The sequence below is a fragment of the Paraburkholderia caffeinilytica genome (assembly GCF_003368325.1).
GTDB classification, from domain to species: Bacteria; Pseudomonadota; Gammaproteobacteria; order Burkholderiales; family Burkholderiaceae; genus Paraburkholderia; species Paraburkholderia caffeinilytica.
Genome location: NZ_CP031467.1, coordinates 2,749,951 through 2,763,173 on the forward strand (window position 1 = coordinate 2,749,951; position 13,223 = coordinate 2,763,173).

The 13,223-nt window shown below is 62.7% G+C and carries 11 protein-coding genes; 5 read left to right on the plus strand and 6 right to left on the minus strand.

Features of this window, described 5'->3' with window-relative positions; translation table 11 throughout:
* Positions 1–47 precede the first annotated feature (47 nt).
* Positions 48–350 carry an ElaB/YgaM/YqjD family protein gene (locus DSC91_RS28635; RefSeq protein WP_028198798.1) on the minus strand — a complete coding sequence of 101 codons (303 nt, stop codon included), beginning with the start codon at positions 348–350 and terminating at the stop codon, positions 48–50.
* A 345-nt stretch (positions 351–695) separates the two neighbouring features.
* On the opposite strand from DSC91_RS28635, the gene DSC91_RS28640 reads away from it, so the two are divergent.
* Positions 696–1,334, plus strand: coding sequence for a peroxiredoxin (locus DSC91_RS28640; RefSeq protein ID WP_115781936.1), 639 nt, complete (start codon positions 696–698; stop codon positions 1,332–1,334).
* 161 nt (positions 1,335–1,495) lie between these two features.
* Here the strand turns inward: DSC91_RS28640 and DSC91_RS28645 are convergent, their stop codons facing one another.
* Positions 1,496–2,686 carry an acyl-CoA dehydrogenase gene (locus DSC91_RS28645; protein ID WP_115781937.1) on the minus strand — a complete coding sequence of 397 codons (1,191 nt, stop codon included), beginning with the start codon at positions 2,684–2,686 and terminating at the stop codon, positions 1,496–1,498.
* A 109-nt stretch (positions 2,687–2,795) separates the two neighbouring features.
* Between DSC91_RS28645 and DSC91_RS28650 the strand changes: the two genes are divergently transcribed.
* A complete protein-coding gene (locus tag DSC91_RS28650) occupies positions 2,796–3,581 on the plus strand; it encodes an IclR family transcriptional regulator (RefSeq protein ID WP_115781938.1) in 786 nt (261 codons plus the stop codon).
* Between the two features lie 131 nt (positions 3,582–3,712).
* Here DSC91_RS28650 and DSC91_RS28655 read toward each other — a convergent pair whose 3' ends face one another.
* Positions 3,713–4,546: an EAL domain-containing protein gene (locus DSC91_RS28655; RefSeq protein ID WP_115783544.1), complete on the minus strand. Its 834-nt coding sequence runs from the start codon at positions 4,544–4,546 to the stop codon at positions 3,713–3,715.
* Between the two features lie 343 nt (positions 4,547–4,889).
* Here DSC91_RS28655 and DSC91_RS28660 point away from each other — a divergent pair, with 343 nt between their 5' ends.
* Genes DSC91_RS28660 through fahA form a run of 3 tightly spaced genes read left to right on the plus strand, consistent with a single transcriptional unit; the run spans position 4,890 to position 8,973 of the window.
* Positions 4,890–6,254, plus strand: coding sequence for an MFS transporter (locus tag DSC91_RS28660; protein ID WP_115781939.1), 1,365 nt, complete (start codon positions 4,890–4,892; stop codon positions 6,252–6,254).
* A 47-nt stretch (positions 6,255–6,301) separates the two neighbouring features.
* A complete protein-coding gene (hmgA, locus tag DSC91_RS28665; protein ID WP_115781940.1) occupies positions 6,302–7,648 on the plus strand; it encodes a homogentisate 1,2-dioxygenase in 1,347 nt (448 codons plus the stop codon).
* Positions 7,645–8,973 (plus strand): fumarylacetoacetase, encoded by a 1,329-nt coding sequence (fahA, locus tag DSC91_RS28670; RefSeq protein ID WP_115781941.1) that lies wholly within the window; start codon positions 7,645–7,647, stop codon positions 8,971–8,973. Before hmgA ends, fahA begins: the two co-directional genes overlap by 4 nt.
* Before the next feature lie 618 nt (positions 8,974–9,591).
* Here the strand turns inward: fahA and DSC91_RS28680 are convergent.
* The 3 genes from DSC91_RS28680 to DSC91_RS28690 all read right to left on the minus strand — a co-directional run bounded on the left by DSC91_RS28680 (position 9,592) and on the right by DSC91_RS28690 (position 13,154).
* Positions 9,592–10,755 carry an MFS transporter gene (locus tag DSC91_RS28680; RefSeq protein WP_115781942.1) on the minus strand — a complete coding sequence of 388 codons (1,164 nt, stop codon included), beginning with the start codon at positions 10,753–10,755 and terminating at the stop codon, positions 9,592–9,594.
* 194 nt (positions 10,756–10,949) lie between these two features.
* Entirely contained in the window at positions 10,950–12,116 is a 1,167-nt protein-coding gene (locus DSC91_RS28685; RefSeq protein ID WP_115781943.1) for an MFS transporter, read from the minus strand.
* Positions 12,117–12,329: 213 nt separating this feature from the next.
* A complete protein-coding gene (locus DSC91_RS28690; RefSeq protein WP_115781944.1) occupies positions 12,330–13,154 on the minus strand; it encodes a crotonase/enoyl-CoA hydratase family protein in 825 nt (274 codons plus the stop codon).
* Positions 13,155–13,223 lie beyond the last annotated feature (69 nt).

The following is a 13,223-nucleotide window of genomic DNA, read 5'->3' on the forward strand; positions in this document are numbered from 1 at the left end:
TCCGCCGATGTGCCGGACGCGGATTCGCGCCGGCAGCGTCACCAGTGTTACTTGCGGTTGATCAACAGTCCCAGCAGTACGCCGGCGCCCGCGGCGATGCCGATGGATGCCCACGGATGCTCATGCACGTAGTCGTCGGTGGCGCGGGCGGCCTTCTTGCCTTTTTCGACCACCACGACCTGCACGTCAGCCGCCTTTTCCTTGGCCTGCTTCAGGCGCGTAAGCGCCGTTTCACGCAGTTCCGAAGCGCGCTCGCCGGTGGCGCTCGCGGCTTGTTTCAGCAAATCTTCAGCGTCCGCGAGGACGGTTTTGATATCCGACATCAATCTCTCCTTGTTGACTTCCGACATTGACAGCTCCCCTTCGTCTCACGTCACGCGTGAATCGTAACCAAAGAAACGGCCGCTGGCGAGCGCAGCGCTCGATTCATGAAAAACAAACGCACGAACCGTTCCTGGTTGAAGCGAAGCCTTAAAAACTTCACCTTTGCAGCACAGCAGTGCAAAGTTTGCTTAAGATGGAGTTGATCTGACCCGCAAAGTTTCCACTAAATCAGTGAAAATTACAAAAACGCATAAAGTAGTGACGCGATGTTGGTTCGTTGTGCATGGTCACTTCCGTATGCTGTACCTTTGCTGCGCGTCGCGGGCGAATGCTCGCGGGGATCGTCCGAATACTAATCAAGGAGCTGCAACATGAGTCTACGTCTTGGCGATATCGCGCCGGATTTCGAGCAGGAGTCGAGTGTCGGCCGCATCAATTTCCACGACTGGCTGGGCGATAGTTGGGGCGTGCTGTTCTCGCACCCCGCTGACTTCACGCCGGTCTGCACGACCGAGCTGGGTTTGACGGCGAAACTTGCCGGAGAATTCGAGAAACGCAACGTGAAGACGATTGCATTGTCGGTCGATAGCGCCGAGTCGCACAAGGAATGGATCAAGGACATCAACGAGACGCAGGCCGCCAATGTCGGCTTCCCGATTCTCGCCGACGGAGATCGCAAGGTCGCCGAGCTGTACGACATGATTCACCCGAATGCCAGTGAAACCTTCACCGTTCGGTCGCTATTCGTGATCGATCCGAAAAAGAAAGTGCGTTTGACCATTACCTACCCGGCCAGCACCGGGCGCAACTTCGACGAAGTACTGCGCGTGATCGACTCGCTGCAACTCACCGACCACCACTCGGTCGCCACCCCCGGCAACTGGAAGCAGGGCGACGACGTGGTGATCGTGCCGTCGTTGAAGGATGAGGAAGTCATCAAGCAGAAATTCCCGAAGGGCTACAAAGCGCTGCGTCCGTATCTGCGTTTGACGCCGCAGCCGAATAAGTAAGCGGCTGATGCGTCGCGAAGCATGCCGTTAGCCGCAACGCGGCGGCGCAACGAAAAAAGGCCGGCTCAAAAAGAGCCGGCCTTTCTTTTTGTACTTTTTGTACTTTTCGAATTTCCATTCAGCGGCCAGGACAAAACGCCGCCATCGAGGCGCTCAGCGCATCAGAAGAACGCCTGAATCCCCGTCTGCGCGCGCCCGAGAATCAGCGCGTGAATGTCGTGCGTGCCTTCATACGTGTTCACGACTTCCAGATTGACCAGATGACGCGCGATGCCGAACTCGTCCGAGATGCCGTTGCCGCCGAGCATGTCACGCGCGAGCCGGGCGATGTCCAGCGCCTTGCCGCACGAATTGCGCTTCATGATCGACGTTATTTCGACGGCGGCCGTGCCTTCATCTTTCATGCGGCCGAGACGCAGCACGCCTTGCAGACCAAGTGTGATTTCGGTCTGCATGTCGGCGAGCTTTTTCTGGATCAACTGGTTTGCGGCGAGCGGCCGGCCGAACTGCTTGCGATCCAGCACGTACTGACGTGCCGTATGCCAGCACGCTTCAGCCGCGCCGAGCGCGCCCCAGGCAATGCCGTAGCGCGCCGAGTTCAGACATGTGAACGGACCACGCAAGCCGCTGACTTCGGGGAAGCGGTTTTCTTCCGGCACGAACACGTCGTCGAGCACGATCTCGCCGGTGATCGATGCACGCAGGCCGACCTTGCTATGAATGGTCGGCGCCGACAGCCCCTTCCACCCTTTCTCGAGAATGAAGCCGCGGATCGAATCCTTGCCGTCCTCTTCGAGCTTGGCCCAGACGACGAACACGTCGGCGATCGGCGAATTGGTGATCCACATCTTCGCGCCCGACAGCAAATAGCCGCCGTCGACTTTCTTCGCCCGTGTGATCATGCTGCCCGGATCGGAGCCGTGGTTCGGTTCGGTCAGGCCGAAGCAGCCGATCCATTCGCCGGTGACGAGCTTCGGCAGGTACTTCTGCTTTTGCGCTTCCGAGCCGAATTCGTAAATCGGCACCATGACGAGCGACGATTGAACCGACATCATCGACCGGTAGCCGGAATCGACGCGCTCCACTTCACGCGCGATCAGGCCGTACGCCACGTAGTTCAGACCAGGGCCGCCGTATTGCTCGGGAATCGTCGGGCCGAGCAGGCCGAGTTCACCCATCTCGCGGAAGATCTCGATGTCGGTCTTCTCGTGACGGAACGCTTCGAGCACACGCGGCTGCAGCTTGTCCTGCGCGTAAGCGGCAGCGGCGTCGCGCACCATGCGCTCGTCTTCGGTGAGCTGCTGATCCAACAGCAACGGGTCTTCCCAGTGAAACTGCGCGGCCTCTGCCATGACGTATCTCCTGATTTCTCGCTTGACCAAAACAAAACGTGTCTGAGCTTGACTTGAGTTCCGCTATGCGAAACAATGTTTTGCAAACTACGACCGAGTGTATCACCACATGACGCCCATATCCACTCTCTCCGAACCGCTCGACGAGCGCAAATTCGTCGTCGCCCTCGCGCGCGGGCTGGATTTGCTGCGCGCGTTCAAGCCGGGCGAAACGATGCTCGGCAACCGCGATTTCGTCGAACGCACGGGGTTGCCGAAGGCGACCGTCAACCGTCTGGCCTACACGCTGACCGTGCTCGGCTATCTGCGGCTTGACGAAACCCTGGGTAAATATGCACTCGACGCCGGCGTGCTGTCGCTCGGTTTCGCGCTGCTCTCGGGCACCGACACGCTCGAACTCGCGCGCCCGCACATGCGCACCTTCGCGCGGGAAGTGGGCGCGGCGGTGTCGCTCGGATGCCGTGACGGTCTCGACATGATCTATCTGGAGACGATTCGCAGTGAAACCGCGCTGACGCTCGGACTCGCCTCCGGTTCGAAACTGTCGATGCTGACCAGTTCGATGGGGCGCGCGTATCTGGCGGTGCAGCCATGGGACGTGCGTGCCGCCTTGCTGGCCGAGCTCGAGAAGTTAGCGGGCAAAGAAGGTGCCGCGTTGCTGGCTGATGCCGAAAAGGAAATCGAAGCCTTCGCGCAGGAGCGCTGCTGCTATTCGTTCCGTGCGTGGCATGACGACGTGAACGCGGTTGCTGTGCCGTTTCGCGAGCCGCGCGAGGGCCGCTGGCTGGTGCTTAGTTGCAGCGGGCCGGCGTCGTCGATGGGAGAGGATGTGTTTCGGGACAATGTGGCGCCGCGTCTGAAGGCGTTGGCGCGTCGGCTGGGCGATACCGGTTGAAGCGCCGGCCTGCGCTACGCAACTAAGCGAGCCCAGCAGATAAGTAAGCAGTGAGCCCGTTCGAATGCGGGTTCAAGTCCATCCTCGGCGCGGCCATGTTGCCGTCAGCGCCTCAGGCTTCGGCGCAGTACTCACACCGCCCGATCGTGATAATGCGCGGTGAACAACGGTCCTTGCACGAAGCGCACGTCGTACTGCTGCAGCGCGAGGAACTGCGGCTCATCCATCACCCGATTGAAGATCAGCGGAACGCGCAGCCGGCTCGCATAGCCGACTAGCGGTTTCACCATCGCATCGCGCAACGCGGTCGCCGCATCCATCTTGATGAAGTCGAGCCGCGCCGCTTCCGACACCGACAGAATCTGCCCCGCGTTCGAGAGATTGCCCGCCACCTTGAAGCCGTAGCGCTGATAGCTCGTGGTCAGATAGCCGAGGAAGGTCTTATGCGCGACCGCGGACGCCGGCAACTCGATCACCACCCGCGAGGGGTTCAGTCCGAACGACACCAGCACGCTCGAAAAATGCCGTCCGTGGTCGTACTTGACGCTCTTGAGCAGGCGCTCGTGCACGCGCAGAAATAGCAGCCCGTGCCGTTGCGCGCCAAAGAAGTTGATGGCGTGCAGCGCGCGTGACATGCGGTCGAGCGCAACCAGCTCCTGATCGTCAACGATACGGTCGAAGGGATCGAAGGCATCGAAGGGCGCGCCGTCTAGCCGCTGCGTGACCGCCTGAAACCCGAGTTCATCGCCGAAACGATCCACGCCCTCGGCGCCCGACGACAACGACTGCGCCAACGCATGCACGCTGATATCGAAGATCGGCTCATAGGCGCTGGCGAGTTCGACGCCGCCGAATTGCGCCAGCGCGATCTCGCTATGCACGCCGGTTCCCATCACCAGATGTTCGCCGAGAAATGGGTGGGCGGCGGCGCGTGCGATCAGGTTGGGGATGGTCGGCGGAATCATGTAGGCGAATGGATGGCGATAGGTGCGCACTCGGCGCCCGGCAACGCGACTCGGTTGCCGCATCTATTGATGGTAGCAGTCCGCGCCGCGCGTACTTGAACAAAATGCTCATAACGTTATCGGCCGAACGCTTGTCGTCACGGGCCGCCGTGGTTTGCGCGGGCAATTTCCAGGGTATACGTTAATTTCACTATACGTAATTAGTTTTACTATACGTAAATTGCGGCGCGAATGCGGTGGGGGTTGCGTTCGTGTCTCCTCGGTGGGACAGGGCGCGTTTCCTGATCGTCGATCGAATGCGCGCCGCGACCGAACCATCCAGTCAGGACGAAGGGACAACCCGATGAGCGCTAAACCGGCCGCGGCCGCCGCCAATGTGATCGAAGTCGAGCGCGTGCTCGCCGACACGCATCACCCGGCATTCCAGTTGATGCTGCTCGCGCTATGCGGGCTGTGTCTCGTGATCGACGGCTTCGACGCGCAAGCGATGGGCTACGTCGCGCCGAGCGTGATCGGTGAATGGCATGTTTCGAAGGCGGCACTCGGGCCCGTGTTCAGCGCCAGCCTGTTCGGCATGTTGCTGGGCGCGTTGGGGTTGTCGGTGCTGGCTGATCGCGTGGGGCGGCGTCCGGTATTGATTGGCGCCACGTTTTTCTTCGCGCTATCGATGCTGGCCACACCCTTCGTCGCGACGATCCCCGCGCTGATCACGCTGCGCTTTATCACCGGCCTCGGGCTCGGCTGCATCATGCCGAACGCGATGGCCTTGGTCGGCGAATTCTCCGCCCCCGCGCATCGCGTCAAGCGCATGATGCTGGTGTCGTGCGGTTTCACGCTCGGCGCGGCTTTAGGCGGTTTCATCAGCGCCGCGCTGATTCCCGCGTACGGTTGGCGCTCCGTGTTCTGGGTGGGCGGCGCGGTGCCCTTGTTGCTCGCGTTCGCGATGCTCGCGGCATTGCCGGAGTCGCTGCAATTCCTTGTCCTCAAAGGACGCAGCGACCGCGCGTTGCGCTGGCTCGCGAAGTTCGATCCTGCGCTGGCGGTCGATGCGAATACGCGGGTGGTCGTGCGTGAGAAGGGCAACGGCGGGGCGCCCGTCGCCGAACTGTTTCGCGCGGGCCGTGGTCCGGTCACGCTGATTCTGTGGGCGATCAGTTTCATGAACCTGATCGATCTTTACTTCCTGTCGAACTGGCTGCCCACCGTGATGCGCGATGCCGGCTACTCGGCGGGCACGGCTGTGATCGTCGGCACGGTGCTGCAGACGGGCGGCGTGGCCGGCACTTTGCTGCTCGGCTGGTTTATCGAGCGGTTCGGCTTTGTGCGCGTGCTGTTCGTGTGTTTCGCCGGCGCGGCGCTGGCGGTCGGCACCATCGGTACGGCGGCGCATGCGTTGCCGTGGCTGTTGCTCGTCGTATTCGCGGGCGGCTTCTGCGTGGTCGGCGGACAGCCGGCGGTCAACGCGCTGGCCGGTCAGTTTTATCCAACCACGCTGCGCTCCACCGGTATCGGCTGGAGTCTCGGCATCGGGCGTATCGGCTCGGTGATCGGACCGCTGGTCGGCGGACAACTGATTGCGCTGAACTGGTCGAACGAATCGCTGTTTCATGCGGCCGCTGTGCCGGTGCTGTGCTCCGCGTTGCTGGTGATCGCGCTGGCCGCGGCGACGCGGCAACGCGGCAGCCCATCCGAGCCGCGCACGGCCTGAGACAGACCTCGCACGCCGATAGATCAAGTATCAACGGAGAACCTTGCATGGAAACCCATAACCGCACACCGAATACCGCCAGCTCGCGACTCGAGATCGAGCCGGGCTATCAGTCGGGATTCGCCAATGAATTCGCTACCGAGGCCTTGCCGGGTGCGTTGCCGGAGGGGCGCAATTCCCCGCAACGTGCGGCCTATGGCTTGTACGCCGAACAACTGTCGGGCACTGCGTTCACTGCGCCGCGCGGCCATAACCGCCGTTCGTGGCTGTACCGGATTCGTCCGGCGGCGGTCCACAAGCCGTTCACGCTGCTATCGTCGGAGCGGCTCGTCGCCAACTTCGCCGAGGTGCCGCCCACGCCGCCGAACCAGTTGCGCTGGGATGCATTGCCGATGCCGACCGGGCCGACCGATTTCGTCGACGGCTGGGTGACGATGGCGGGCAACGGTTCAGCCGAAGCGATGAACGGCTGCGCGATCCACGTGTACGCGGCGAATCGCTCGATGCAGGATCGTTTCTTCTACAGCGCCGACGGCGAATTGCTGATCGTGCCGCAGGAAGGCCGCCTGCATATCGCCACCGAGATGGGCCGACTCGATGTCGAGCCGTTCGAGATCGCGGTGATCCCGCGCGGCGTGCGCTTCGCGGTGAGCCTGCCGGACGGCGCGGCGCGCGGGTATATCTGCGAGAACTTCGGCGCGCTGCTGCGGCTGCCGGACCTCGGCCCGATCGGTTCGAACGGCCTCGCCAATCCACGCGATTTCCTCACGCCGCATGCCGCCTATGAAGACCGCGAAGGCGATTTCGAGCTTGTCGCCAAGATGAACGGCAATCTGTGGCGCGCGGACATCGGCCATTCACCGCTCGATGTGGTGGCATGGCACGGCAACTACGCGCCGTACAAATACGACCTGCGCCGCTTCAACACGATCGGTTCGATCAGCTTCGACCATCCGGATCCGTCGATCTTTCTGGTGCTGCAGTCGCAAAGCGATACGCCGGGTGTCGACACGATCGACTTCGTGATTTTCCCGCCGCGCTGGCTTGCGGCCGAAGATACGTTCCGCCCGCCCTGGTTTCATCGCAACGTCGCGAGTGAATTCATGGGCCTTGTGCACGGCGTATACGACGCGAAGGCCGAGGGTTTCGTGCCTGGCGGCGCGAGTCTGCACAACTGCATGTCGGGTCATGGCCCGGATGCGGAGACCTTCGAAAAAGCCTCGCATGGCGATACGTCCACGCCGATGAAAGTCGGCGACACGATGGCCTTCATGTTCGAAACGCGCACGCTGATCAAGCCGACTCGCTTCGCTCTCGAAACCGCGCAATTGCAGGCGCATTACTACGAGTGCTGGCAAGGTCTCAAGAAACACTTCAACCCGGAGCAACGATGAACGCATTGAGCGATCTCCAGGCGACGCTCGATCCGTCGCGCAAGAGCTGGGTCGAGTCGGCCAACGATTCGACCCACGATTTCTCGATCCAGAATTTGCCGTTCGGTATTTTCAGCGACAGGAACAACGGCGCGCGCCGAGTGGGCGTAGCGATTGGCGATGAGATCGCCGATCTGAGCGCACTCAAGTCCGCCGGCTTGCTCACGCTCCCGGTCGTTTCGAGCGATCCATCGATTGCGACGAAAGACCGGGCGTTCGAGCAAGACACGCTCAACGATTTCATCTCGCTCGGCCGCGACGCGTGGCGCAGCGTGCGCATCCAGTTGAGCAATCTGCTGGCGCGCGACACCGCGACTTTGCGCGACGATGCCGCCTTGCGTTCGAAAGTACTGGTGCGCCAGGCCGATGCGCAACTGCATCTGCCCGTGCAGATTCCGGGTTACACCGATTTCTATTCGTCGAAGGAACACGCGACGAACGTTGGCTCGATGTTTCGCGATCCGAAGAATGCGCTGCTGCCGAACTGGTCGGAAATGCCGATTGGCTACAACGGACGCGCGTCGTCGGTCGTGGTGAGCGGGACGCCGGTGCGGCGTCCTAACGGCCAGTTGAAGCTGCCGGATCAGGAGCGTCCCGTGTTCGGCGCATGCCGCAAGCTCGACATCGAGTTGGAGACGGGTTTCGTGATCGGCAGCGGCAATACGCTGGGCGAGCCGATTGCCTGTGCCGATGCCGAGGCGCACATCTTCGGCATGGTGCTGCTGAACGACTGGAGTGCCCGCGATATTCAGCAATGGGAATACGTGCCGCTTGGTCCGTTCAACTCCAAGGGTTTCGCGACCACGATCTCACCGTGGATCGTGACGCTCGACGCACTCGAGCCGTTTCGCGTCGAGCAGCCGGTGCAGGAGCCGCAACCGCTGGCGTACTTGCGCCATGACGGCAAGCACGCATTCGACATCGCGTTGGAAGTGACACTGCGGCCGCAAACGGCAAGGCAGGCCACCACAATTTCGCGGACCAATTTCAAGCACATGTACTGGACGATGGCGCAACAGCTCGCACATCACACGGTATCGGGCTGCAATACGCGGGTTGGCGATCTGATGGGTTCGGGCACGATCAGCGGCCCGACCGCCGACTCATGCGGCAGCCTGCTCGAATCCACGTGGAACGGCAAGAATCCGCTGGAATTGAAGGAAGGCGGCACACGCGGGTTTATCGAAGACGGCGACGAACTGACGTTTACGGGCTGGTGCCAGGGTGAAGGCTATCGCGTAGGCTTCGGGACATGCACCGGTAAGATCTTGCCCGCACAGAAGTAGACATAACGGAGGGCAGAAGTAACGGCGCCAACGCAGCTCGCCGACCCCCAAAAACGGGGAAGCCATGATGGCTTCCCCGTTTTAATATCGGTGCAGCACAGCACAGCACAGCACAGCACAGCACAGCACAGCACAGCACAGCACAGCACAGCACAGCACAGCACAGCACAGCACAGCACAGCACAGCACAGCACAGCCCACATCACGACGTCAAACCGGGGGTATGGCTGGGACATCTCGCGGAGGCAAAGCGGTCGGTTTTTCGCGAGTCGCAAACGGGGCATGTGGTTTCCCATGCATACCCGTCCGCGACGCACGCAGTGCGGAGTGGGAGCTGATGACACCCTAGTCACAAGCGCAAGCAGGTGCACGGGCACGGACTCCACGGAGCCACTACCCGATCCAGACAACGGTGCCCACTTAGCAAGATCGGTGTGAGCCGCTTTCTTTGCTTATCTTTCTTTGCGGCGGCAAAGAAAGTAAGTGCCGCCCCGCACAGGGGCGAACGCTAATAGACCACTAACAAATCAAGGAAACCCAAAAAATCCAGATCTAGGAAACCCCCCCCAAAAAAACCGAAATCAAAGAACCCCCACCACCACATACAACTAACAAAACTCAAGACCCCACAACCCGCATCGGCGCACGCCGCCTTTCCCACCAAACAGCCCCAAGAAACGCAAGCGCAGCAACCACCAGCACGCCGACCATCGCATCATTGCCGACCCCCTTCATCAACGCGCCAGCCACCAGCGGCCCACCAAAACTGGCCGCGCTCCACGACGCCCCCACCAGCGAGCTTGCCGACACCAGCGCGACACCGCGAAACCGCTCGCCGCAGGCGGCCATCGACAGCGTATAGATCGCCCCGGCCGTCGCGCCGAGCACATAGAGCAACGGCCAGCACGACCATGGCGAATTCACCGCCCACGGCAGCAATGGCAGCAGCACCACAACAATCACACCACAACCGATATGCACACGTTCGCGGCCGAGCCGGTCGGCAAGCCAGCCGATCGGAAACTGCATGGTCGTGTCGCCGAGCAGCAGGGCCGAGGCGAACAGCACGGCCACCTCGCTCGTGACGCCGTGCGACATTGCAAAAAGCGGCAGCAGCGACAGCGCGATCGTGTCGAACAACGCAAAAAAAGCCGTGCCGATCACGAGCACCGGCATCTGCGGCAGCACGTGGCGCCAACTGCCGTGCGCCGTGTGTTCGTCCTTCGACGCTTGCGGCGTCTTGCGAATGCTGGCTAGCGCGGGCAGGGCCAGCAGGAAGATCGCGCCGCAAATCAGGAAGCGCCAATGCATGAAGTCGGCGATCTGGCTCACCAGCACCGGGCCCGACATCTGGAATAGCGTGAAGTTGGTCGCGTAGATCGCGATGACCCGGGCGCGTGTGGCGTCGTCGGCGAGCTGGTTGACCCATGCTTCGCTGATCGTGAAGAGCAGCATCAGTGCAGCGCCGCAGAGTATGCGCAACGCGGCCCAGAGCCACAGATTCGAAGTGAACTGCATCAGCGCGGTCGCGACTCCAACGGTCAGCACCGCGCCGACGATCACCTGGCGACCGCTGAAACGCGCCGCGACCCAGCCGGCCAGCGGCACGACGATCAGGCCGCCGCCTGCTTGCGCGGCGGCCAGCAGACCGACCACGTCGGTGCCATAGCCGGCTTGCGTCAGCGCGAGGGAGGTGAGGGGAAGCGTGGCGCCGCTGCCGAGTCCGACGACGGCGACGCTAAGGATCAGGGCGAGGAAATCGCGCGTGAAGATGACGTTCATCGGCGGAGATGCTACTACGGCCGGCGGCCATTCGCATCTGGGTTCGGATTGCATGACTGCGGTCGAGGGCCGCGTTCGCTTCCTATCGAGGCGCTGCCCACCGCCCGGTCTGCAACGGCGCGTGGCCGGCGGCGGCGACACGGAACCTGTCCTGACCGAAGCCGTCCGCAGCAGTCTGCGCGCCTGTGCCTCAGTTATCCCGCCACGGCCATCCGCTGAGCGCGCCGGTCGATCGACACCGACCACAGCGTCAGCGCCAGGGCGCCAATCGACGTCGCCACGCCGACCCACGGCAGCGTGGTGAGCGGTGCGCCCGCGCCGATCGCCATGCCGCCGAGCCACGCGCCCGTGGCATTGCCGAGGTTGAACGCACCTTGATTGAGGGTCGACGCCAGATTCGGCGCATGGCTCGCGCGGTCGACGATCAGCATTTGCAGCGGCGGCACGATCGCGAAGGCCAGAATGCCCCACACGAAGATCGTGATCATGGCCGGGATCTCAGCGTGCATCGTGCCGGCGAAGACCGTCAGGATCACGACGATCGCCAGCAGAAACGCAACCAGCGAGGGCATCAGCCGCCAGTCCGCGAGCTTGCCGCCGAGCGTGCTGCCCACCGTCAAGCCGAGGCCGAACAGCAACAGCACGAAGGTGACCGCGTGCGGCGTGAAGCCGGTCACGTCTTCGAGAATCGGCGTGATGTAGGTGAAGGTGGAAAACAGGCTGGCCGACGCGAGCACGCTGATGCCGAGCACCATCAGCACTTGCGGGTTCTTCAGCACGCTGAATTCGCGCACGAGGCTCGCCTTCTGCATTTCAATCTTCGCCGGCAGGCACACGGCGAGCGCGCCCGCGGCGAGAACGCCGATGCCGGTCACGGCCCAGAAGGTCGCGCGCCAGCCGACTGCCTGGCCGAGCGCCGTACCGAGCGGCACGCCGAGCACGTTGGCGAGCGTCAAGCCGGTGAACATCAGCGCGATGGCCTGCGCACGCCGGTTCGGCGCGACGAGGCCGGCGGCAACCACCGAACCGATGCCGAAGAACGCGCCATGGCAAAACGCCGTGACGATGCGCGCGGCCATCAGCACCGCATAGCCCGGCGCGATCGCGCACAGCAGATTGCCGACGATGAAGACACCGATCAGGCTCATCAACGCCTTCTTGCGCGGCATGTTGGCCACGGCGATCGCCACGATCGGCGCGCCGATGGTGACGCCAAGCGCGTAAGCCGATACCAGCATGCCGGCCGCCGGGATCGACACGGACAGATCGCGCGCGACGTCGGGCAGCAGGCCCATGATCACGAATTCAGTGGTACCGATTCCAAAAGCGGCAACGGCAAGGGCGAGCAGGGGCAAAGGCATGGTGATGGAGCGTGAATCGGCGCGACGGGAAGCGTCGTGCGGCAGGCGCGCATTTTTCGGGACGAGAACGCATGCGCCATGCGAGGGGAAATCAGTAGGGGATTCTACCTAAGTCAAAAGAGCCTTGCTGAGCGTCGAGCAGGCTGTTGTTTTTTGCTGAAAGCTGTCCTGGCGTGCGCTTTGGCGTCGGTCTCCCAGCGTAGTGGCGTCGTTTTATGGCGTGCTTTCGTCTGACTTGAAAGTGTTGCCGTGACGGCCGGCGCCTTCCGTGAAACGCGTGGCGCCTGCAACACCCTCATCGAATACCGCCTGATAGCCGCCAGCGCCTTCGCGTTGCAGCGCCAGGGCGAGATCCTCGAGCGTGCCGTTTTCCAGCGCGGAGCGGCGGTCCGCGAGCAGCGCCGCCTGCGGAAAGGCCGCCAGTTCAGCGGCCAACCGTTCCGCCGCCGCGCGTGCCTCACCCTTACGCACGACGCGGTTGGCGAGGCCGAAACTGAGTGCTTCCTGCGCATTCACGGCGCGGCCAGTCAGGATCAGATCGAGTGCGCGCGATAGCCCGATCAGACGAGGCAAGCGGATCGTGCCGCCATCGATTAGCGGAATTCCGACGCGCCGGCAGAACACACCGAGCACGGCATCTTCCTCGACGACGCGCAGATCGCACATTGCTGCCAGTTCGAGGCCGCCCGCAACCGCGTAGCCCGCAATCGCGGCGATCACCGGCTTGCTGAAGCTCATGCGCGTCGGTCCCATTGGACCGGGACCGCTGCCGTCGGCGTGCAGTTCATTGCGGCGAGCCTCGTCGGTGAGCGCGGTGAGATCCGCGCCCGCGCAGAAGGTGCCGCCCGCGCCGAACAGCACGGCCGCGCGCCATGCCGGCTCCGCTTCGAAGCGGAGGAAGGCGGCGTTGAGCGCTTCGGCGGTGGGACGGTCGACGGCGTTGCGCCGCGCGGGCCGTTCGAGCACGATCGTGGCGACACCGGTGTCCTCGTTGGCTTCGATGCGCACGTGTTCATTTAGATTTTGCGTGGTTATCATCGTTATGTCCGTCAAGGTTTGCGTCCGGCCGCTCGCGCCGGATCCTCATGCAGTGTGATTAATACCGAT